This is a genomic window from Spongiactinospora sp. TRM90649, from assembly GCF_029382225.1.
Classification (GTDB): Bacteria; Actinomycetota; Actinomycetes; order Streptosporangiales; family Streptosporangiaceae; genus Spongiactinospora.
On the sequence record NZ_JARLTC010000027.1, the window covers coordinates 1 to 22501 of the forward strand.

The window sequence follows — 22501 nt, forward strand, 5'->3', positions numbered from 1 at the left end:
TGGGGTTTTTTTTTTTTTTGGGGGGGGGGGGGGGGGGGGGGGGGGCCCCCCCCCCCCCCCCCCCCCCGCACTCCTCAGCGCTCGCGGCCGTAGGCGGCCCGCGCTGAGTGCCGGCTCACACGCCCTGCGAGTCGGTCGGCTTCCAGCCCGCCGCCCGGTCGGCTTTCAGCTGCGCGGTCCCTCCACCAGCGGGGTGTCCACCAGGTGCTCGATGATGAACCAGCTCTGCAGTTCCCCCGTGCGGATCACGTCGGAGACCAGCAGGTCGTTGGTGCCGTCGTCGCCCATCTCCTCGGTCCGCCGCGCCGCGTCGTGGGCGGCGACCAGAATCGTCTCGTGCGCCTCGATCAGCCGGGACAGCATGGCGGGCACCTCCTCCACCCCGTCCGGCGGACGCGGAATCACCGTGATCTCCGCCACCTGACGCGGATCCCCCACCGCCACGCCCCCGAGCGTCTGCACCCGCTCCGCGATCTTGTCCACCAGTTCGAGCTGCTCTGCGGCATGCTTGTCCAGCAGCAGATGCAGTTGGTAGAAGGTCGGACCGCGCATCAGCCAGTGGTGCTTCTTGTACAGGTTGAAGAGGATCTGCGTGTCGGCCAGGATCTGGTTGAGTCGCTGGCAGGAGTACATCCGCGCATCGTAGGAGAGTCCGAGCGGAAACATCCGCACGGTACCGAACTCCTGGATCTCCACGCTGTCCACATGCAGCCACGGCTGACTACCGGACCTGGGCCGTGGTGCCTTCATCGAGCGCTTGGTCGACAACGCCCTCTCCTTCGCTACGGCGAACCGGGACAACTGAGACATCCCCGGATGCACACCAAGAGCCGCCACACGATCCAGAAAGGGGACGTCAAGTCATCGGCCCGGTCGTCCAGGGCGGCGGGGTTACCGTGTGCATCCGCCTGCCCCGCGCCGCCGCCGGTAGCGCACGCGCTGCTCGGGATACCCCGAACTTCAGGGGAGAACCTCGTCCGCCGCTCCGGTGGCGTGGGCCGGAGCGGCGGACCTCGATCAATGGCCGAGCCCCGGGGATCCGCGGGGCGTCCCGGAGTCTTACAGGCCCGGGGGCCGGCCGTGGTAGGTGTCGAAGTACTCCTTGGGCAGCCTGTTCAGCCAGACGTGCGCGACGCCGGTCCAGCCGATGCGCACGAAGTCCTCCTTGCCGTCCCCGTCCATGTCGGCGAACTGGACGTCCTTCACCGGTACCTTCGGATCGTTGGCGATGTAGCCGAGCTCGGTCCACCCGTCGAACAAGCCCTTCGGGCCCTTGTTGATCCAGGCGTACACGCCCAGGTTCTCGTCGAGCACGACGCGGTCGGCGCGCTTGTCGCCGTTGAGATCGGCGTACCTGACCTGCACGGCACCGGCCAGCTCGTTCGCGAGCTGTACGGGTTTGTCCCATTTCAGGAACTGGCGATCATCCTTGACCATGAGACCCTGGTTGTACCAGGCCGCCGTGGCGCCGTTCGGTTCGATGACCAGGTAGTCGTCCCGGCCACCGCCGGTGACGTCGGCGAACCGGATCTGGAAACTCGGATCGATCGTCGGTTTCATGCCCTCCGACCCCTCGGAGTAGACCCCGGCTCCGCCGGCGAACTTCTCCTTGTCCATGCACATCCGCGCGCCGGCGGGGTTGTCGCCCTTCCAGGTGGAGACGACCACTCCGCCCCTGGAATCGACGACCATGCAATCAGGGAAGTCATCACCGTCCACGTCGCCGAAACGCAGCTGGTTGCCGACCGCGCCGGCCTTGGGCTTGTAGGAGTTCTGGCCCTCCACCATGGGCACCCAGCCGTTGCCGGAGGGGCCGCCGTTCCACCAGAACCGGAAGTTCTGGTCCTTGTCCACCACCACGAACTCGGCCTTGCGGTCCTTGTTCACGTCGGTCAGCCAGAACCGGGAGGAGGAGGGGAACTGTGTGGCCTGGATGACGCCATGGTCCTCCCAGTGCCGGCCCAGCTTGGAATCGCCGCCGCCTGGACCGTCGTCCTGGATCCCGCAGGCATCGGGTACCGACCCCTGCTCGGCCACGTCGTTCGGGATCCAGCCCCGCTCGCCGGCGTGTTCGGCCGCCTTCACGAAGGCCGCCCCGATCTTTTCGTAACCCCGGTCATTGGCATGGATCGCATCGGCCATATCCGACGGCTCCAGCCCGCCGACGTCGACGTACACGGCGTTCACGCCACGCTCCACCAGCCGGTCCACCAGACCGGGGATCTGTGCGGTGAACGCCTTCGCGCGCGCGTCCCGAGCCGGATCGGCGAGCCGCTGCACCCCCGCGACCAGCACCATCACATCCTGTGCGTCCCTGTCGATCTGCTCGATCAACGCCCTCAGCCGGTCGATCGCACCACCCATGTCATTGTCCTGGATGGCATCGTTCGCACCCGCCATCAGCGCGACGACGTTGGGCTGGTAGTGCTTGACCGAACAACTCGCCTTGCCGGCGATCGCGTTGATGACGAAACCCGGCCAGCCCTCGTTGTCACGGTCGGTCGCTCTGCCCACCCGGACCGAACCCACCATGTCCACCTGGGGCGTGTCGTCCTTGTCATCGGCCGTTTTGGCGGTGTCGGCCTTGGCGAGGCCTTCGCCGTCACGCTCGGCGATCCGCTGCAGCCCCTCGTTAAAGGCGTCCCGGAAACCATTGCCGTGCGAGCTGCCCTGACCATAGACGGACGACGCCCCCAGCGGCATAGCCCGGATGGAGCGCCTCAGGTCGTCGTGGGGGCGGTACACCTGCATGCCCGACACCGCCTTCACCCACTCGTACACGCAGGGCGGTCCGTCGCCCTTGCCGCACCCCGGCTGGTCATAGATCGAGGTGAACTCTTCATGGGCATCCTTCGGATCGTACGAACCGGTAGAGAGCACACCGGTGACGATCTGCACGTACGCCGGGGTGAAGTACCCGGACGGCCCTCCCGAGTCTCCGGGGTGGAGCTTGCCGTCGATGCCCCGGATTTGGTAGGCGCCACCGCCGAATACGTCTCCCGGCCGGTAGTTGTTGTCCTCCACCACGGTATTCAGGCCCTTGAGCTGGGTGGAGCCATCGCAGCCGGTACAAGTGGAGCCCCAGCCCATGAACATCAGCTGCTTCCTGACCGCCAACATCCTGTTGAGGGGCATCTTGGGGAAGGAAACTCCCTTGGTGTCCGCCTCATGGCTCAGGTCGAGAATCACCAGGTCAACGCGCTGCTTTCCCTGTGTTTCGCTGGCGAAAAACCTGTTGGCGACCTCACTCCGTTTGCCCTGCCCCTTGATTTTGGAGCCCGTCAGCACGTAGTAGTGGCGGTCACGATTCACCACGCAGTGGGCGGCCGTCATGACGCGGTACGCGGATGTGACGATCCCCGAGCAGCCGAGGTGGCCCGGTGTGCCCCCCGGCCCTTCTTCCCATATCTGCGCCACGGTGTTTCCGTCGGCCGGCCCCCCGACCACGAAGCCGCCCTCGACGGCGCGGGCCGGCGTCGCGCCGGACAACAGGTGAACACAGACGAGAAGGCTCGCCAGGGCAAGGGCCAGAAGTGAGCGCGGTGCGCTCAGACGTAATTGTTCAATCAAGGTCTACCCCCATTTGTCCCTTATCGGAGCAATACGCGGGCATCCTTTCTAAGCGCGCCGACTATCAACAGGCCGTCCCTTTACCCATGTTCTATCCACTTTCTGGCCACCCGGCGAGACAGGTGAGTCAGCGCGGACGGCGGGCCGCTGACAATGGGCTTTGGCGGTTGGAGGGGTCTATGGCCGTCACGTAGTACGTGGCGTCGCGGGGGCCCGAGGGGTCGGTCCAGGTAGCGTGGCGGGTGCCGGGGACCAGGGCGATCAGGTGGCGGGCCGTGCGGCGGTCCGGGAGCCGGGCGTCCGGCGTCCGGTAGATGGCGTACTGGCGGGGTATCGCCGCGCCGGTCGCGTGCCAGCGCAGTTCGTTGCCCCCCGCGGTACGGCGGGCGTGGGTGACCACCGGACGGCGCGGCCCGCCGCCCCCCGCCAGCCGGGGCAGCACGGGAGCCAGGGCGGGAGCCGAGTAGTGGTCGGCGACGACCTTGGTGATGGACCCGATCCGGTCGTCGCGCACGTCCGCCGCGTTGTACCAGATGTCGCCCCCCACACGCGACAGCCCTTCATTGAGCGTGAGGTGCGCCGACAGTTCGCCGGGCTCGAACCACGCCGCGGGCTGTCCCGCCGCCGTGACCTTGTAGGCGGCCTGCCCGATCCACAGTTGGGTGTCGGTGCCCGCCACCACGCCGGCCCACCAGGGGGCGAGTTTCGCGTAGTCGGCGACCGCGAACCCGATGTTCCAGTAGATCTGCGGCGCGATGTAGTCGAGCCACCCTTTCTTCACCCACCCCCGCGTGTCGGCGTGCAGGTTGTCGTACGACTGGCTGCCGTTGGTGTCGGAGCCCAGCGGGTCGGTGCCCTTGTTGCGCCAGATCCCGGACGGGCTGATCCCCCAGGCGATGTCCGGTTTGGCGGCCAGCACCCGCTGCCGCATCTCGCGGACCAGCAGGTCCACGTTGTTCCGCCGCCAGGCGGCCAGGTCGGGGAACCCGCCGCCGTGCGCGGCGAACGCGGCGGAGTCGTCGAAGGCGGGGGTGTTGACGGGGTAGAAGTAGTCGTCGAAGTGCAGCCCGTCGAGGTCGTAGCGGGTGACGGCGTCCATCATGGCGTCCTGGACGAACGCCCGCACTTCGGGCATCCCGGGGTTGTAGTACAACCGCCCAGCGTAGGCGACGATCCAGTCCGGGTGCTTCCTGGCGGGGTGATCGGGGTGCAGTCTGGCGGAGTCGCCCTGCATGGACACCCGGTAGGGGTTGAACCATCCGTGGAAGGCGAGGCCGCGCCGGTGGGCCTCGGCCACGGCGAAGCCGAGCGGGTCGTAGCCGGGGTCCTTGCCCTGGGTGCCGGTGAGGTACTGCGACCACGGCTCGTACGGCGACGGCCAGAACGCGTCGGCGGTGGGCCGGATCTGCACGAACACCGAGTTCAGCCGTCTCGCCACGGCCAGGTCGAGCCAGGCGCGCAGTTCGGCCCGCTGCCGGTCGGCGGTGAGGCCGGGCTTGGAGGGCCAGTTGATGTTGGCCACGGACGCGATCCACATTCCGCGCATCTGGTGCAGCAACGGCGGGCCGGCGCTCCCTGAAGCAACCGCCCCGGCGCTCACCGCGGCTCCCGCCGGTACGGCGAGCAGCGAAGCCAGCGGCCCCGCCGCGGCGGTGGCGGCGAGCCCGCGCAGCAGGGTTCGACGTTCCATGGCCATGGCCTGTCTCCTCCACGGGATGACACGGGATGACACGGGATGACACTGACGCTCTCAGCGGAAGATGACAGAAATCTCCCAGAGAATCAATCCCGATGAAGAAAACCGCCACAAACCCACCCCAACCAGCATCGACACAAAGAGCCAAAAGCGATCAGGCCCGGCCCCGCCCCGAGTGCAGGAAGTCGCTCACCGCCGCGCGCGTCGCCTGCAACGCCTGCTCGGAGGAGTCGAACGTCCGCTGCGCGATCCCGACGAACACGCAGTCCACCACCAGGAGCTGACTGATCCGGCTGGCCAGCGCGCCGGGCCGGAACGCCGTCTCCCGCCCGGCCGAGATCAGCACATGGTCGGCGACCTTGGCCAGGGAGGAACGCGGGTTGTTGGTGATCGCGATCGTCACCGCCCCCGCCTCGTGCGCGTTGCGCAGCGGCCCGAGAACATCAGGGGTCTCCCCCGAGGTGCTGATGCCCACCGCCACGTCGCCCGCGCGGAGCAGCACCGAACTGGTCAGCGCCAGATGCGCGTCGGCGAAGGCGTTGCTCGACATGCCGATCCGCAGCAGCTTCTGCGCCATGTCGGCGGCCACCAGCCCGGAGGCCCCGACGCCGTACACGTCGACGCGGCGGGCCCCGGCGATGGCCTCCACGACGAGGCCCAGCCGCTCGGCGGTGAGCTGGGCGACGGTGTCGTCGATCGCCTCGGCCTCCGCCCGCGACACCTTGCGGATCACATCGGACAGCGGGTCGCCGGGCGCCAGGTCGCCGGGGACCAGGCGTTCGGCGGGCCGGGTGGCCGAGGCCGCCGCCAGCGCCAGCCGGAGCTGGGGATATCCGGCGAAGCCGAGCACCCGCGCCGTGCGGACGATGGTGGCCTCGCTGGTGCCGGAGGCAGCGCTCAGCTCGGTGATCGTGCTGCGCGCGACCATCGCCGGATCGTCCAGGATCAGCCTGGCCACCGTCTGGGCGGCGGGGGTCAGGGAGGGCAGCACACCGCGCACGGTGGCCACCAGGGTCTCGACGGGAGGCCCCCCTCCCTGACGGGTGTTCTCGTCTTCCATGGCCGCCCATCTGAGGATGACTTGCGGAGAACGCCGATGATCCACTCCGCGCGCGAGGGCAGCCTACCCCCGGCGCCTACCGCAGAGTGCCGTTGGTCATCCCCGCCGGTTCCTCCGGCAGCACCAGCAGGCCCAGCTCCGCCGGCGAGGCCATCAGCGGGTGCGAGGGCACCACGCGGATGGTGTAGCCGAAGGCGCCGGTCCGGTCGAGCGGGATCGTGCCGGTGAAGTGCGCCCGGCCGTCGTCGCTGACCGACTCGATGGTGAAGTCGGCGTAGCCGGGCCTGACCAGCTCGTCGTGCAGGCCCACCTGGCCGTACGCGGCCTGGACGCAGACGTCGGCCGGCTCCAGGTCGCCCAGCGCGATGCTGGCCCGCAGTTCCAGGAACGCCCCGACCTGCGGGGTGTCGCCCAGCCCTGCCGCCTCCACGTGCTCGACCCGCACCCCCGGCCACGCCCGGGTGACCCGCAGCTTCCAGGCGGCGAAGCTCTTGGCGTCGGCGAAGTCGTTGGCCGCCAGCGCCCTGGCCGACGCAGCGGCGGGGGTGTAGAGGTCGGTCACGTAGTCGCGGAGCATCCGCCCGGCGAGCACCTTGGGGCCGAGCGAGGCGAGCGTGTGCTTGACCATCTCCAGCCACCGCCGGGGCATGCCGTCGGCCGCGCGGTCGTAGAAGCGGTCGGCGACCTCGTGCTCGATGAGGTCGTAGAGCCCGCCGGCCTCAAGGTCGTCGCGGCGGTCGGGGTCGGCGACACCGTCGGCGGTGGGGATGGCCCAGCCGTTGGTGCCGTCGAACCACTCGTCCCACCAGCCGTCGCGGATGGACAGGTTGAGCCCGCCGTTCAGCGCGGCCTTCATGCCGCTGGTGCCGCACGCCTCCAGCGGGCGCAGCGGGTTGTTCATCCACACGTCGCAGCCCTGCACCAGCAGCCGCCCGAGGTTCATGTCGTAGTCGGGCAGGAAGACGATCCGGTGCCGGACGTCTTCGGCGTCGGCGAACTTCACGATCTGCTGGATCAGCTTCTTGCCGCCCTCGTCGGCGGGGTGGGCCTTGCCCGCGATCACGATCTGCACCGGCCGCTCGGGGTGCAGCAGCAGCTCGCGCAGCCGCTTGGGGTCCTTCAGCATCAGCGTGAGCCGCTTGTAGGAGGGCACCCGCCGGGCGAAGCCGATGGTCAGTACCTCGGGGTCGAGGGCGTCGTCGATCCAGCCCAGCTCCGCGCTGGACACGCCCCTGGCCCGCCAGGACTCACGGAGCCGCTGCCGGGCGGCCCGCACCAGCCGGGCGCGCAGTGTGCCCCTGATCTCCCAGATGTCCTGATCGGCGATCTTCTGGACGCTCTCCCAGCCCTCGGCACGTTCCAGGAGCCCGGGCAGCTCGCGCCCGGCCAGCTCCATCAGCTCCCGGCCGACCCAGGTAGGGGCGTGGACGCCGTTGGTGATCGAGCCGACCGGGACGTCCTCGATGTCGAAGCCGGGCCAAAGGCCCTGGAACATTCCCCGGCTGACCTCGCCGTGCAGGCGCGATACGCCGTTGACCCGCTGGGCCAGCCGCATGCCCATGACCGCCATGTTGAACATGCCGGGCGTGTAGCCCTCCTCGGCCTCTGGCGACTGCGGCTCCGGCTCGGCCCCGAGCGCGAGGATGCGCTCCACGGGGACGGTGGGCCAGGCGTTGTCGCCACCGAACTGCCGGGCGATCATGTCGGCCGGGAAGCGGTCGATGCCCGCCGGGACCGGGGTGTGGGTGGTGAAGACGGTGCCCGCGCGCACCGCCTCCAGCGCCTCGTCGAAGGACAGGCGGCTCTCGGTCAGCTCGCGGATGCGCTCCAGGCCGAGGAACCCGGCGTGGCCCTCGTTGGTGTGGAAGACCTCGGGCTCGGCGTGGCCGGTGATCCGGCAGTAGTCCCGGATGGCCCGCACCCCGCCGACGCCGAGCAGCAGCTCCTGCATCAGGCGGTGGTCGGTGCCGCCGCCGTAGAGGCGGTCGGTGATGTCGCGGGCGGCGTTGTCGTTCTCGGCCACGTCGGAGTCGAGCAGCAGCAGCGGGACCCGCCCGACCTGCGCCACCCAGATCTGCGCGTGCAGCGTACGGCCCTGCGGCAGGCCGATCCGCACCCGCGCCGGCACGCCGTCGGCGTCCTTCAGCAGGGTGAGCGGCAGGCCGCCGGGGTCGAGGCTGGGGTAGTGCTCAAGCTGCCAGCCCTCGGGCGAGAGCGACTGGCTGAAGTATCCGTGCCGGTAGAGCAGGCCGACGGCGAGGATCGGGACGCCGAGGTCGCTCGCGGTCTTGAGGTGGTCGCCGGCCAGGATGCCGAGCCCCCCGGAGTACTGCGGCAGCGCGGCGGCGATGCCGTACTCCGGGGAGAAGTAGGCGATGGCCGACGGCGCGCCGGGGATGGTCTGGTACCAGCGCGGCGCCGTCATGTACTCGCGGAGGTCGTCCGCCGCGTCGGCGAGGCGGCGCAGGAAGCGCCGGTCGGCGGTGAGCTGCTGGAGCCGCTCGGCCTCGACCGCGCCGAGCAGCGCGACCGGGTCGCCGCCGACGCGCTCCCAGGTGGCGGGATCCACGTCGGCGAAGAGGTCCAACGTCTCCGGGTGCCATGACCAGCGAAGATTGTGGACCAGCTCGCCGAGCGCGGCGAGCTCGCCGGGAAGGACGGTGCGTACGGTGAACCTGCGGATTGCTCTCACGGTGCCAGACCCTAGTTACTCATCGACGTGAAGTGCGACCGAAACACCCGTGCTGGGCACTTGCCTCTCATGCGTCTCCCCCTCACCTGGAGCGAAACCTGACGAACCGAAGATCCTCACGTGATCCTCGGCACTTCCCGCCCGTGAACCGGCCCGTCCGCCGTCGGTGACGGACGTCCGTCGTGCCTAGCATGCTGCCTTCCGCTTCGCACCGCGCTGCGCTTGGCGGGTTACCGGTGTGTTACTTTGCGTTACGGACCCCGTGCGTGCGTGTGCGATCGGGCGCTCCCGATGCGATTCGAGCGCTCTTCCGACGCTCTCACGGATCGTCCCCGGCCTGCGACATGAGAGCAACTCGCCCGAGGGGAAGAGTTCATGACTCTTTCTTCGGCAGGCATGAAGCGGGACTATATGGGCACCTCCTTGGAGGTACCACCAGCTTTGCCCGGGCGCCACAAGGACCACATGTTGCGGCGTATGCCGCTGCGTGCCTCGACGATGACCATATAGAGATCTTTACCTTCACAATCTCCGGCGGCACCGAGTGCGCCGTCGCTACCTTGAGACGCGATGATTGGACGAATCCCCATACTGGACATTCACCCCGTGGTCGACTGTGGCCAGCGGCCTGCCAAGGCCGCAGCGGGTGAGACCTTCGGCATATCCGCGACCGTGTTCCGCGAGGGACACGACGCGGTCGCGGCGGGGGTGGTGCTGACCGATCCCGAAGGTGTGCGCGGGCCGCTGCTGCTCATGCGGGAGCTCGCGCCCGGCACCGACCGCTGGGGTGTCCAGGTGACGCTCCCCGACGAGGGTCCGTGGCACTTCCGCGTCGAGGCGTGGGGCGACCCCATCGCCACCTGGCTGCACGACGCCGCCATCAAGATCCCCCGGGGCATGGACGTCGATCTGATGTGCGAGGAGGGGGCGCGCCTGTTCGAGCGGGCCGCCAAGGCCGTGCGCCCGGCCGACTGCCGTGGCGCGGCCCGTGGCGGGAGCGCTCCACAGAGCGCGGGCGAGACGTCCCCGGCGAGCCTGGCCGTATCGGCGGGAGCCGCCTCTCGGGACGGCGGGTCGCGCGCCACCGCCACGCGCACCGCCGTGGACGACGCGCCGAACGGCGCCGCCAACGGGAACGGCAACGGCGGTTCGTGCGGCCACCGCGCCGCCCTCCAGGAGGTCGCGGCCCGGCTGCGCGACGAGAACCTCGACCCCCGGGCGCGCCTGGCCGTCGCACAGCTTCCGCAGACCGCCGCGCTGCTGGCCGCGCATCCCCTGCGCGACCTGGTCACGCGTTCGCCCAGGCAGCAGATCCTGGTGCACCGTCGCCGTGCGCTGTTCGGCTCCTGGTACGAGTTCTTCCCTCGATCCGAGGGCGCGGTCGTGGACGACGCCACGGCACCCGAGTCCGGCACTTTCCGGACGGCCGCGCGCCGGCTGCCCGCCGTCGCCGCGATGGGCTTCGACGTCGTCTACCTGCCGCCGGTCCACCCGATCGGCACCGCTCATCGCAAGGGCCGGAACAACACCCTGAATCCGGAGCCCTACGATCCCGGGTCGCCCTGGGCGATCGGCTCAGAGCTGGGCGGTCATGACGCGATCCACCCAGATCTAGGAGACTTCGAGGACTTCGACGCCTTCGTCCGGCGAACCCGGGAGCTGGGCATGGAGGTCGCGCTCGACCTGGCGCTGCAGTGCTCGCCCGATCACCCGTGGGTGAAGGAGCACCCGGAGTGGTTCAACGTCCGCGCGGACGGCACGATCGGCTACGCGGAGAATCCCCCCAAGAAGTACCAGGACATCTACCCGCTGAACTTCGACAACGACCCGGAGGGCATCTACGCCGAGGTCAAGCGGGTGGTGCGGGTGTGGATGGACCACGGCGTGCGGATCTTCCGGGTCGACAACCCGCACACCAAGCCGGTGAGCTTCTGGGAGCGCCTGCTGGCCGACATCAACGCCACGGACCCTGACGTGCTGTTCCTATCGGAGGCGTTCACCCGGCCGGCCATGATGCGGACCCTGGCCAAGATCGGGTTCCATCAGTCCTACACGTACTTCACCTGGCGGAACTCCGGCGACGAGGTCGAAGAGTACCTCACGGAGCTGTCGCGGGAAACCTCCCATTACTTGCGCCCGAACCTTTTCGTCAACACTCCGGACATCTTGCACGAGTACCTTCAGCACGGCGGAGTGCCGGCGTTCAAGATCAGAGCGGTGCTGGCGGCGCTCCTGGCGCCGACTTGGGGGGTGTACGCCGGGTACGAACTCGGAGAGAACATCCCAGTTCGGCCCGGAAGTGAGGAATACCTAGACAGCGAGAAATACCAGTACAAACCTCGGGACTGGGTGAACGCCGAACGAGAGGGCCGAAGCCTGGCCCCCTTCATCACCCAGCTCAATTTGTTCAGAAGAGCCCATCCGGCCCTGCAGGAATTGCGTAATCTACGGTTCCACAACGTCGACCAGACAGACTTCATCTGCTTCTCCAAGCGGTTGCCCGCGGAGCGGCAGGGCGGTGCCTACGACGCGCCCGGCGGACGCCGGCACGGCATAGGCGATGTCGTGCTGGCCGTCGTGAACCTGGATCCGCACCACACCCGCGAGGCGACCGTCTCTCTGGACATGCCCGCCCTCGGTCTCGACCCGCAAGCCGAGTTCGTCGTGGACGACGAGCTTTCGGGCGAGTCGTACCGCTGGCGGCAGTCCAACTACGTGCGCCTCGACCCGCAGATCCAGCCGGCCCACATCTTTACGGTGCGAGCGACTCCGGCGACCGCGAGGTAGGCCGGTGTCGCGAGCGTAGGCGAAAGCGCTCGGCGCAGGCCACCCCCGGCCGCGGAGCCGCGAGCGTACGAGACAAGCGGGGAGTCACAACGGTGAGCTTGACACCTCAGCCCGTTCCCAACACGTTCACCCACGAGAAGCCGAACGACCCACACTGGTACAAAAGGGCCGTTTTCTACGAGGTGCTCATCAGGGGGTTCGCCGATTCCAACGGCGACGGCACGGGAGACATCCGCGGTCTGACCGCGAAACTGGACTACCTCCAGTGGCTGGGCGTCGACTGCCTCTGGTTGCTTCCGCTGTACGAGTCCCCGCTCCGTGACGGCGGATACGATATTTCGGACTATATGAAGATCCTCCCGGAGTTCGGGGACCTCGGAGACTTCATCAAGCTCGTGGACGAGGCGCACAAGCGCGGCATGCGCGTCGTCGCCGACCTCGTCATGAACCACACCAGCGACCAGCACCCCTGGTTCCAGGCGTCGCGGCACGACCCGACCGGCCCGTTCGGCGACTTCTACGTGTGGTCCGACACCGACGACCTCTACCGTGACGCGCGGATCATCTTCGTGGACACGGAGACGTCCAACTGGACCTACGACCCGGTGCGCGGGCAGTACTTCTGGCACCGCTTCTTCTCGCACCAGCCCGACCTGAACTTCGAGAACCCCGATGTGCAGGACGCGATGCTGGAGGTGCTGCGCTTCTGGCTCGACCTGGGCATCGACGGGTTCCGGCTGGACGCCGTGCCGTACCTGTTCGAGCAGGACGGCACGAATTGTGAGAACCTCCCGGCCACCCACGCCTACCTGAAGCGGATCCGCGCCGAGGTCGACCGCCTCTACCCGGACCGGGTCCTGCTGGCCGAGGCCAACCAGTGGCCGAGCGACGTGGTGGAGTACTTCGGCGACCCGGTGACCGGCGGCGACGAGTGCCACATGGCGTTCCACTTCCCGCTGATGCCGCGCATCTTCATGGCCGTGCGCCGCGAGTCGCGCTACCCCATCTCCGAGATCCTGGCGCAGACCCCGAAGATCCCGGAGAACTGCCACTGGGGCATCTTCCTGCGGAACCACGACGAGCTGACGCTTGAGATGGTCACCGACGAAGAGCGCGACTACATGTACTCCGAGTACGCCAAGGATCCCCGGATGCGGGCCAACGTCGGCATACGCCGCCGCCTGGCCCCGCTTCTGGAGAACGACCGCAACCAGATCGAGCTGTTCACCGCGCTGCTGTTGTCGCTGCCCGGATCCCCGGTGCTCTACTACGGCGACGAGATCGGCATGGGCGACAACATCTGGCTAGGCGACCGCGACGGCGTGCGCACCCCGATGCAGTGGACCCCCGACCGCAACGCCGGGTTCTCCGACTGCGACCCCGGGCGGCTCTACCTGCCGGTCATCATGGACCCGATCTACGGTTTCCAGGCGATGAACGTCGAGGCGCAGCAGAAGAACCCCGGTTCGCTGCTGCACTGGACCAAGCGCATGATCGAGATCCGCAAGCGCCACCCGGTCTTCGGCTTGGGGGCGTTCACCGAGCTGAACTCGTCCAACCCCAGCGTGCTCGCCTTCGTGCGGGAGCTGGGCGACGACCGTGTGCTCTGCGTCAACAACCTGTCAAGATTCCCCCAGCCGGTGGAGCTCGACCTGCGGAGATTCGAGAGATCCGTCCCGGTGGAGTGCATGGGAGGGGTCCCCTTCCCACCGATTGGCGAACTTCCGTATCTTTTGACGCTTCCTGGGCATGGGTTCTACTGGTTCACCCTTCCGCCCGTCCCATCCAACGAGACCACCGACCGCGCCGACGGCGAGAAGCCCGTCGAGGAAGGATGCAAAGCGGCGAAGTGACGACGACCTTCGAGGAGCTGCTCTCCGGCTGGATCGCCCATCAGCGGTGGTTCGCCGGAAAAGGGCGTGCCATCGAAGGAGTCACCGTCGAGTCGGAGGTCGAGCTGGCGCCGGAGCTGAGCCACCTCATCGTGGCCGTCCACCAGGGCGGGACCCGTGACCGCTACCAGGTCCTGCTGGGGCGGTCCGAGGACATCCCGCCCCGGCTCAAACACGTGCAGATCGGCCCCGACACCTATGACGCGGCCCACGACGCCGAGGTCACCGGCGCGCTGCTGCGCGCCATGGCGGAGAACGCCGACCTCGGCGGCGGCCCCGGGACGGCCCCGCTGCGCTTCCGCCACCTGGACGGCGTCAAGATCGACGTCGCCGCGCGCAGCCTGGTCATCGGGGCCGAGCAGTCCAACACCTCGCTGATCTTCGGCGACGCCTACATCTGCAAGCTGTTCCGCCGCATCACGCCCGGGCTGAACCCCGAGCTGGAGATCGTCACCGCGCTGGCCGAGCACGGCTCGGCCAACATCGCCACCCCCTACGGCTGGATCGAGACCGAGCTGGACGGCGAGCCCACCACGCTCGCCATCATGCAGGAGTACCTCAGCGTCGCCAACGACGGCTGGGCCCTCGCGCTGACCAGCGTCCGCGACCTCTACGCGTCACTGCCCGGCGTCGGCGCGGACGAGGCCGGGGGCGACTTCGCCGCCGAGTCCTACCGGCTCGGCACCGCGACAGCCCACGTCCACCGGGAGATGGCCGACGCCTTCCCCACCGGGGTCATCGAGCCCTCCGAGGTCAAGCGGATGGCCGAGCGCCTGCGGCGGCGGCTGGAGCAGGCCGTCGCCGAGGTCCCCGAACTGGCCGAGCACGCCCCGGTCGCACACGCCGCCTACGACCGCCTCGCCGACCTCGGCGGCCCGGTCCCGGTGCAGCGCGTGCACGGCGACTACCACCTCGGCCAGGTCATGCGCACCCCCACCGACTGGATCGTGCTCGACTTCGAGGGCGAGCCCGGCCAGCCGCTGGCCGAACGGCGGGCGCTGTCCTCGCCGCTGCGCGACGTCGCGGGGATGCTGCGCTCCTTCGACTACGCCTCCCGGCACATGCTCGCCGACCACCCCGATGCCGCCGCGCTGGAGGCGCGCGCCCAGGAGTGGGCGGCCCGCAACCGCGCCGCGTTCCTCGCGGGCTACTCCGAGGGCACCGGGCGTCACCTGTCGGCCGAGGAGGCCGTGCTGCTGCGGGCCCTGGAACTGGGCAAGGCCGTCTACGAGGTGCTCTACGAGGCGCGCAACCGCCCCACCTGGATCACCATCCCGCTCGCCGCCTTCGGCTGAGCCCGCGTCACGCCCGCCCGCCGGGCGCGACGCCGCCCAGGCAGGTGGCGACGAGCCGGGCGGCGAAGTCCGGGGGGACCTCGATGTCGGACGGCGCGACGCCATGGAACAGGTGCGGCATGATCAGCTCGTGACACGCTCCGACGATCATCGTCGCCGCCGCCTCGGGGCTCGCGGTCGGCGCGACCCGTCCGAGCGCCTGCTCCCCCTGGAGGTATTCGGTCAGGACGCCCTTCAGGCCCCGGCCACGGCCCAGCGGGTTGTCGATCATGGCGAACCGTGCGAGCACGCCCGGCTGGGCGACCAGCCCCGCGAACGCGGGCAGGATCGCCCGGTGCAGCGCGACGCCGTAGTCGACGTAGGCGCGGAGGTTCACCGCCAGGTCGCCCTGCCCGGGCGTGCTCGGCAGGTCGGGGAGCGACCGCGCCACCGACGCGACGTGCGCGTGCAGGGCCTGGGCGATCAGCTCCTCCTTGTCGCCGAAGTGGTTGTAGAGCACGCCGTCCGCCACCTGGGCCTCTTTGGCGATCGCGCGGACGGTCAGCCCGGCCGCGCCCTGCCTGGCCAGCAGGCGTTCGGCGGCGGCCACCAGGTGACCGCGCAGCGTCTCGCCGTCGCCGAGGGCGGCGGCCCTGCGCGGGCTCACGGCCGGGTGGCCGTGATCAGGTAGGCGGCGCCGCGCAGCCGCACGGCGCCGTCGCGTTCGAACGGGCGCAGCGCGGGGACGGCGGCGGCGCGGGCACGGGCGGCGGCCCCGGCGTCGGCGTGCCGCAGGTGGAAGCGGACCGGCCCCCAGCCGAGCAGGAACCCGGCGGCGTCCTCGGCGTCCCGGCCCCAGATCTGCTCGGCGTCCACCGGGGTGGCGGCGACCCCGGTGAAGCCGGCCTCGGTGAACACCTCGTGGACGCGCTCGGGGTCCGACAGCGACACCGGGCCGTCCCCGCTGCCCGGCTCCGGCGCGGGCGGCGGAGGCAGGTGGGCGTCCATCGCGGCGAAGACGGCGCTGACCTCGTGGTCGGCCATGGCGCGCAGGCTCAGCAGCGCGAGCCGTCCGCCCGGCCGCAGCGCCCGGCCGATGTTCGCGAACGCGGCCACGGGGTCGGCGAAGAACATGATCCCGAAGCGGCTGACGGCCAGGTCGAACGCCCCCCGCGGGAACGGGTGCACCTGGGCGTCGGCGCGCACGAACTCGACGCCGTCCACGCCTTCGGCCAGCGCCGCCGCCCGCGCGGCCCCCAGCATCGGCTCCGACAGGTCCACTCCTGTGACGTGCCGCGCCCGCCGCGCCGCCACCCTGGTCACCTGACCCGCGCCGCACCCGACGTCGAGCACCCGGTCGCCGTCCTGGACGTGATCGAGCAGGTACTTGTTGAACCCCTGGTTGACCGCGTCGTAGCGATCGCGGTGCTCGGCCCAGTGCCCGCCCTCGTATCCGTTCCACGCCTCGGACTGGTGGGTGTTGACGATCGTCATCTGCCACTCCTTATGAACGTACGTTCATGAACGCACATTCATAATGAGGCGACAGAACGTCCCGCGTCAAACCCACAGTGAGAGCGGAGGATCCGCGCGCCGGCGGCGGCGAGGCGATCCAGAACGAGAAAGGGAGAGGAACCCCGTTCCTCTCCACTCTCAACGTATAGCGCAACGGGGGGCTTGCGGCAAGACCCCGGGCATGCCGCACAATCGACGGCCGAGGCCCGAACAACCTGCGGAAACGGGGGCCCCAGATCGGAGCCGACGACATGAACCCATCGACCGGCAGCGCCTTCCGGCTGCCCGGACGCCTGGCCGCCAAGGCCGACCCGAAGCTGATCGCGGGAGACGAACGGCACTTCGCCGCCATCGCGCGAACCCTGGAGGAATCGATCGCCGAACTGTCCGAACGCCTCGACGAGGAACGCAGACTGGCCGGCGGGGCGGGCCCGCGCGCCCTGGAACGAGACCTGCGGGTCCACGAGATGTCCGCCCGCCTGCGTGCCCTGCGCCGCTTCGGCCTGGACCTCTGCCTCGGGCACATGGTCACCGAGGACGACCCCGACCCCGTCTACATCGGACGGCTGGGCCTCACCGACAGCGAGGGTCGCCGCCTGCTGCTCGACTGGCGCTCCCCCGCCGCCGAGCCGTTCTTCGGCGCCACCCACGCCAACCCGATGCGACTGACGAGCCGCCGCCGCTACCGCTGGACCCTCGGCCGGATCAGCGACTACTGGGACGAGGTGTTCACCCCCGACGGGTTCGAGGGACACGCCGCGCTCGACGACCAGTCCGCCTTCATCGCCAGCCTGGGCGCCAACCGGTCCGGCCGGATGCGCGACGTGCTCGGCACCATCCAGGCCGACCAGGACGCCATCATCCGCGCGGGATCCGGCGGCGCGCTCGTCGTGGACGGCGGGCCCGGCACCGGCAAGACCGTCGTGGCCCTGCACCGTTCCGCCTACCTCCTCTACGCCGACCCCCGCCTCGGTCACCGCAGGGGCGGCGTGCTGTTCGTCGGCCCGCACCAGCCGTACCTCGCCTACGTCGCCGACGTCCTGCCCAGCCTCGGCGAGGAGGGCGTGCAGACCTGCACCCTGCGGGACCTCGTCGCCGAGGGAGCGGCGGCGGCACCCGAGGACGACCCCGAGGTGGCGCGCCTGAAGTCGTCGGCCGACATGGTCAAGGCGATCGAGACCGCCGTCCGCTTCTATGAGAACCCGCCCACCAAGGGCATCACGGTCAGCACCCACTGGGCCGACGTCCGGCTGACCGCCGACGACTGGGCCGACGCCTTCCGCGCTCCGGACCCCGGCACCCCGCACAACGAGGCGCGCGACCAGATCTGGGAGGAACTGCTCACCATCCTGACCGACAAGCACGGGGAGAACGAGGAGATCTCCCCCGAACTGCTCCGCAGGTCGGTGCTCCAGGACCGGGAGCTGCTCACCGCCTTCAACCGCGCCTGGCCGCTGCTCGAAGCCGCCGACATCGTCGGCGACCTGTGGGCGGTCCCCGCCTACCTGCGGCTGTGCGCGCCCTGGCTCGACCCCGACGAGATCCGCCGGTTGCGGCGCGACGACCCGCAGGCGTGGACGGTGTCCGACCTGCCGATCCTGGACGCGGCCCGGCAACGGCTCGGCGACCCGGAGGCGTCCCGGCGCGAGCGTCGCCACCGCGCCGCGCTCGCGGTCGAACGCGAGCAGATGTCGCACGTCGTGGACAACCTGCTGGCGGCCGACGACGACGGCGAGGCCGCGGTCACCATGCTGCGCATCGGCGACCTGCCCGAGATGCTGGTGGGCGAGAGCGCCGCGCCGTCGGCCGAACCCGACCTGCTGGCCGGGCCGTTCGCGCACATCGTCGTGGACGAGGCGCAGGAACTCACCGACGCCGAGTGGCAGATGCTGCTGCTCCGCTGCCCGTCACGCAGTTTCACCATCGTCGGCGACCGCGCCCAGGCCCGGCACGGCTTCACCGAGTCGTGGGAGGACCGCCTCAAGCGGATCGGCCTCGACCGGATCACGCTGACCTCCCTGAGCGTCAACTACCGGACCCCCGAAGAGATCATGATCGAGGCCGAGCCGATCATCCGCACCGCGCTCCCCGACGCCAACGTCCCCACCTCCATCCGCACCGGCGGCATCCCCGTCCTGCACGGATCAACCGCCGATCTGACCTCGATCCTCGACACGTGGGCCACCGGGAACCCCGACGGAATCGCCTGCGTCATCGGCGACCCCGCCTTCCGCGCCACCCCCCGGATCCGCTCCCTGACCCCCGAACTGGCCAAGGGCCTGGAGTTCGACCTGGTGGTCCTCATCGACCCGGAGGGTTTCGGCGAAGGCATCGAAGGAGTCGTGGACCGCTACGTCGCCATGACCCGGGCCACCCGGCGGCTCGTCATCCTCACCACCGGCACCCGCTGACACCGCCCGCGATAAGCGGAAAGGGCACGAGCAGGCGCGCTAACCCGCCGGTCGCCGCCGGCGTGCCATGAAATCGAGAACCCGCACGTCACACTCCGTTTCCGCACCACAGGGCGTCCTTGGACGTCGCCTGTGCCCGCCGATGTATGTGACACGCCGCACAGGAAACTTCGTCTAATATGTCCAAATTTCAGGTGGACAGTGCGACACGGTGTCTGACGCGGGGGACGGTTCCCGCGAACGTGGGGCAGACCACCAGCCGCACAGCTGATGACGCGGCCATCGGAAGGCTCACGGGATGACCGTCCTGCCCGATGACCACATGCTGGCGTACACCCCTCCAGGGGCTTTTCGTCCTTCGTATGGGCCATGTTTTGCATCCGGCCCGCATGCTGGCACCCGGCTTTGCCAGAAGGACCGTTATCGACCATCTGGGGCCAGGCAAGTCCTGTGGTGATAACCGCAGGTATCCACTCCAGGCCGGGAGGTCGAATTGATTACCCTGTCCGCGCGCTCACTCATCACCGGCGCGCTCACCATCGTGCTCGGCACACCCATCGGCGTTACACTCGCCGCTTCACCCGCACCGGTGAACCCTCCCGGCTCGCAGACCCGGAAGGATCTGGAACAGTCGATGCGCGGTGAGGCGTTCGCGAACGCCTCGTACCGCCTGTACGCGGCCCAGGCTCAGCGCGAGAAGCTGCCGGCGGTGGCCCGCCTTTTCGAGCGCATCGCCGACGTCGAACTGGGCGAGCACTTCCGGGAAGCGGCCGAGCTGAGCGGCCTGGTCCACGGCGATGCCGAGAACCTGCGTGCCGCGCTGGCCGGGGAGATCTACGAGTCCCGGCGGATGTATCCCGACTTCGCACGGCAGGCCAAGGCCGCGGGCGACAGCGGGGCCGCCGCCCTCTTCGCCGAGATCGCCCGTGACGAAGGCAGACACGCACGGGCGTTCGGTACCGCGCTGCGCGTTGTCGAGTCCGGCCGGGGCGAGGTGCCGGAGCCGCCGCAGGCCGACGCGGTGCAGGTACCGCAGGGGCCGCCCGAGGTCCGCTCGAAACAGACCATGACCAACCTGGACACGGCCATGCACGGTGAGGCCCTGGCGTACGCCAACTATCAGCAGTACGCCGAGCACGCCAAGGACCCGGCGGTGGCGAAGCTGTTCCGCGGTACTTCCGACGTGGAGTTGCACGAGCACTTCGCCGGTGAGGCCAAACTGGCCGGCCTGGTCGGCAGCACGCGTGCCAACCTGACCAAGGCCATCGCCGGCGAACGGTACGAGTCCCGGACCATGTACCCGGCCTTCGCCAAGCGCGCCGAGGCGGCGGGCGACATCCAGGCGGCCGAGTACTTCTCCGACACCGCCGAGGACGAGGCCGGACACGCCCGCGCCTTCCTGAAGGCCCTGGAGCGGCTATCCAAGCGGTCTTCGGAGGCGGGCACATCCGAGAGGACCTGACCCGGCTCCGCTCGAATCCAGACGCCATGGCCGCCGGCACCGCCCGCGGCCATCGGCAGTTCCTCAGCAGCCGCAATCCGGCGCCCGGCGTCGTGCCCGATGAGAACGAACATGTTCTTCGGCCTGCCCCTGCACCCGCTGGTCGTGCACGCCGCCGTCGTATGCCGCGCATCCACAGGTCGGAGGCCTGAAATGTCGATCTTGGCGAGCGCCCCGGCAGGATTCGAACCTGCTCCCCCGCCTTAAGCCCGTGCCGCCCCCCCGGGCGGACCGTCATGGACGGCGCGGGCAGGTTCGTAGGTCCGATCCCCTGCCCGCGCCCGCGAGCGAGGGCCGCTCGCGCCTTGCGGCATGACGGCGCCGCGCCGCGCCGCCATGCCCGCTCAAATGAGCGGCGTTCTCCTGTCTCCGGCCAAAATCACGATCACACCATCGGCGTGGTGGGCGGTGAGCGGCGTCGTGCCGTACAGGTAGCTCTGCCGCGGGCTCGTCACCCACGCGAACCGCGCCCGCCCCTGCCCGCCCGGCATGGTGTCGAGTACGGCGAGCATCGCCTTCTCCGCCTCGGCCGGATCGCGGGTCACCCCCGATGCCCCGCGATCACCCGCCCACACTTCCCACACCACCAACGGCCGGTCGGCGAGCGGGACCCCCGCGTACACGCGGCGGTAGGCGGAGCACGGCGGTTCATCCTCTTGCATGGGGCGTAACCCTTTCCGCGTCGGCGGTTCTCACATTTCCCTGCGGCGCCCTCCATTACCTGGAGTAAGTGCCATAGTGGAGTCCGCTCGGTGATGACGGCCATACATTCGGCGCTGATACGTTGGAAATCAGCACGTGAAGTATCGGAGGGCTTTCGTGTCCGCCAAGTCTCAGCAGGTCGATCCAACGGTTTCGCTGTGGCAGCTCCTGGGGGCCACCATTCGGATGTGGCGCGAGGAGATCGGCGAGAGGATGCCGCAGCGCGAGCTCGCCAAACGCGCACATGTGGACGATGCGGCCATCTCCCGGTGGGAGCGTGGCCTGCAGGAACCCCCGGCCGACGCCATCGCCGCGATCGATGAGGCACTTGGTGCGAATGGTCATATAGTTGCATTGTATGCGGCTATTGCTGAATTGACACGATTGCGTACGATGGCAGCAGGCCGTCCTAAGGAGGACGTCACGGAACGCCGACATCTTTTGCGCATGGCCGCGGCGGGCGCGTCATTCGGCGCCATAAAAGGCGATCTCCTCCTGGAACTGCTGGGTACGACGGTCGGACCCCGTTCCGTTGAGGAGTGGGAGGAGATATGCGCGGATCACCTTTATGCGCTGCGCACCCGGCCGCCCTCGCAGGTGACCACCGCACTCACCGCTGACCTGCACGCCGCCTGGCAGCAGTTGACGGACGGCCCTCCGGCCGAGGCGTCCCGGATGCAACGCGTGATCTCCATGGCAACGCGAGCACCCGCCTGGGCGACTACAGCGGCGCGCTGCGCTGGTGCCGCCACGCGCGGAAGGCCGCCGACGCCTCTGGCGACCTGGAACTACCGGAGACGACGCGGTCCGGGAGTTCGCCTCCCTCCTCCCCACTCCGCGCGGGGAAGGGACGTCCGCTTCGGCCACACGGGTGTGAACGCGGAATTCTCGGAGGCCGGGACGCGGTGCCGCGCCCCGACCTGCCGCCTGAAAAGCGCGATGTCCTGGACCATGCGTCCGGCATCGCCTCCGCCGTTCCCGGCATTGGCGTGAAAGGTGAAACACCACTGGTTACCGAACCGCACCCCGAGCGCCGCACGCCCAGCCGGGACGACATTTTCCACCGCCGCGACCTCGTCGGCGGGACGTTGGGTGAGGATCGCCATGTCGTTGCGGTTGCCGCCGGTATCGGTCTCCAGCCCGTAGAGCTCGTAGGACGCGTGGTCGCTGGGAGGCCTCCACCGGGTGTGGAAGATGGGGTCGCCGTTCGGCAGACCGCTCGGCAGATCGGGCTGCGGCTCTCCGGGAAGCCCGGTCCGCCGCCCGTCGGCCCGGAGGCGCATGGAACCGGCTTCCTGCACCGCGACGATCTCCGCGGCCCGGGCGTATCGGGCCACGTCGGAGGGGGGCGGTCTTCGCGGAAAGTGCGGAGCGCACTGTCCTTCCTTTCTTCCAAAGTGG

Annotated in this window: 14 protein-coding genes; 6 read left to right on the top strand and 8 right to left on the bottom strand. The window is 69.5% G+C overall.

Features of this window, described 5'->3' with window-relative positions:
* Positions 1 to 165: 165 nt before the first annotated feature.
* The 5 genes from P3X83_RS27540 to glgP all read right to left on the bottom strand — a co-directional run bounded on the left by P3X83_RS27540 (position 166) and on the right by glgP (position 9018).
* Complete coding sequence (locus P3X83_RS27540; RefSeq protein WP_277308299.1) at positions 166 to 750, bottom strand: DNA starvation/stationary phase protection protein; 585 nt, start codon at positions 748 to 750, stop codon at positions 166 to 168.
* 309 nt (positions 751 to 1059) lie between these two features.
* Entirely contained in the window at positions 1060 to 3570 is a 2511-nt protein-coding gene (locus P3X83_RS27545) for an FG-GAP-like repeat-containing protein (RefSeq protein ID WP_277308143.1), read from the bottom strand.
* Between the two features lie 127 nt (positions 3571 to 3697).
* The gene (locus P3X83_RS27550; protein WP_277308144.1) at positions 3698 to 5260 is read right to left on the bottom strand and encodes a family 10 glycosylhydrolase; all 1563 of its coding nucleotides are present in this window, start codon (positions 5258 to 5260) and stop codon (positions 3698 to 3700) included.
* 160 nt (positions 5261 to 5420) lie between these two features.
* A complete protein-coding gene (locus P3X83_RS27555) occupies positions 5421 to 6326 on the bottom strand; it encodes a MurR/RpiR family transcriptional regulator (protein ID WP_277308145.1) in 906 nt (301 codons plus the stop codon).
* A gap of 76 nt (positions 6327 to 6402) precedes the next feature.
* The gene (glgP, locus tag P3X83_RS27560; RefSeq protein ID WP_277308146.1) at positions 6403 to 9018 is read right to left on the bottom strand and encodes an alpha-glucan family phosphorylase; all 2616 of its coding nucleotides are present in this window, start codon (positions 9016 to 9018) and stop codon (positions 6403 to 6405) included.
* 570 nt (positions 9019 to 9588) lie between these two features.
* Between glgP and P3X83_RS27565 the strand changes: the two genes are divergently transcribed.
* From P3X83_RS27565 to P3X83_RS27575, 3 genes are all read left to right on the top strand, one after another.
* On the top strand, positions 9589 to 11805 hold the full coding sequence (locus P3X83_RS27565; RefSeq protein WP_277308147.1) for an alpha-1,4-glucan--maltose-1-phosphate maltosyltransferase: 2217 nt from the start codon (positions 9589 to 9591) through the stop codon (positions 11803 to 11805).
* Positions 11806 to 11897: 92 nt separating this feature from the next.
* Positions 11898 to 13658: a maltose alpha-D-glucosyltransferase gene (gene treS / locus P3X83_RS27570; RefSeq protein WP_277308148.1), complete on the top strand. Its 1761-nt coding sequence runs from the start codon at positions 11898 to 11900 to the stop codon at positions 13656 to 13658.
* On the top strand, positions 13655 to 14992 hold the full coding sequence (locus tag P3X83_RS27575) for a phosphotransferase (RefSeq protein WP_277308149.1): 1338 nt from the start codon (positions 13655 to 13657) through the stop codon (positions 14990 to 14992). Before treS ends, P3X83_RS27575 begins: the two co-directional genes overlap by 4 nt.
* A 7-nt stretch (positions 14993 to 14999) precedes the next feature.
* Here P3X83_RS27575 and P3X83_RS27580 read toward each other — a convergent pair whose 3' ends face one another.
* Together P3X83_RS27580 and P3X83_RS27585 are read right to left on the bottom strand one after the other, a co-directional pair.
* Positions 15000 to 15638 (bottom strand): TetR/AcrR family transcriptional regulator, encoded by a 639-nt coding sequence (locus tag P3X83_RS27580; protein WP_277308150.1) that lies wholly within the window; start codon positions 15636 to 15638, stop codon positions 15000 to 15002.
* Positions 15635 to 16465, bottom strand: coding sequence for a methyltransferase domain-containing protein (locus P3X83_RS27585; protein ID WP_277308151.1), 831 nt, complete (start codon positions 16463 to 16465; stop codon positions 15635 to 15637). Before P3X83_RS27585 ends, P3X83_RS27580 begins: the two co-directional genes overlap by 4 nt.
* A 272-nt stretch (positions 16466 to 16737) precedes the next feature.
* Here P3X83_RS27585 and helR point away from each other — a divergent pair, with 272 nt between their 5' ends.
* On the top strand, positions 16738 to 18897 hold the full coding sequence (gene helR / locus P3X83_RS27590) for an RNA polymerase recycling motor ATPase HelR (RefSeq protein ID WP_277308152.1): 2160 nt from the start codon (positions 16738 to 16740) through the stop codon (positions 18895 to 18897).
* Between the two features lie 493 nt (positions 18898 to 19390).
* On the top strand, positions 19391 to 20359 hold the full coding sequence (locus P3X83_RS27595; protein ID WP_277308153.1) for a ferritin family protein: 969 nt from the start codon (positions 19391 to 19393) through the stop codon (positions 20357 to 20359).
* Between the two features lie 383 nt (positions 20360 to 20742).
* Here the strand turns inward: P3X83_RS27595 and P3X83_RS27600 are convergent, their stop codons facing one another.
* Positions 20743 to 21060 (bottom strand): hypothetical protein, encoded by a 318-nt coding sequence (locus tag P3X83_RS27600; RefSeq protein WP_277308154.1) that lies wholly within the window; start codon positions 21058 to 21060, stop codon positions 20743 to 20745.
* Positions 21061 to 21217: 157 nt separating this feature from the next.
* Between P3X83_RS27600 and P3X83_RS27605 the strand changes: the two genes are divergently transcribed.
* On the top strand, positions 21218 to 22093 hold the full coding sequence (locus P3X83_RS27605) for a helix-turn-helix transcriptional regulator (RefSeq protein WP_277308155.1): 876 nt from the start codon (positions 21218 to 21220) through the stop codon (positions 22091 to 22093).
* The last annotated feature ends 408 nt before the right edge of the window (positions 22094 to 22501 follow it).

Excerpts from the sequence above, each read along its gene's own strand:
- P3X83_RS27600 (WP_277308154.1), bottom strand. The coding sequence starts at position 21,060 with ATGCAAGAGGATGAACCGCCGTGCTCCGCCTACCGCCGCGTGTACGCG.
- P3X83_RS27565 (WP_277308147.1), top strand. The coding sequence starts at position 9,589 with ATGATTGGACGAATCCCCATACTGGACATTCACCCCGTGGTCGACTGT.
- P3X83_RS27550 (WP_277308144.1), bottom strand. The coding sequence starts at position 5,260 with ATGGAACGTCGAACCCTGCTGCGCGGGCTCGCCGCCACCGCCGCGGCG.
- P3X83_RS27540 (WP_277308299.1), bottom strand. The coding sequence starts at position 750 with ATGAAGGCACCACGGCCCAGGTCCGGTAGTCAGCCGTGGCTGCATGTG.
- P3X83_RS27555 (WP_277308145.1), bottom strand. The coding sequence starts at position 6,326 with ATGGAAGACGAGAACACCCGTCAGGGAGGGGGGCCTCCCGTCGAGACC.
- P3X83_RS27585 (WP_277308151.1), bottom strand. The coding sequence starts at position 16,465 with ATGACGATCGTCAACACCCACCAGTCCGAGGCGTGGAACGGATACGAG.
- helR (WP_277308152.1), top strand. The coding sequence starts at position 16,738 with ATGAACCCATCGACCGGCAGCGCCTTCCGGCTGCCCGGACGCCTGGCC.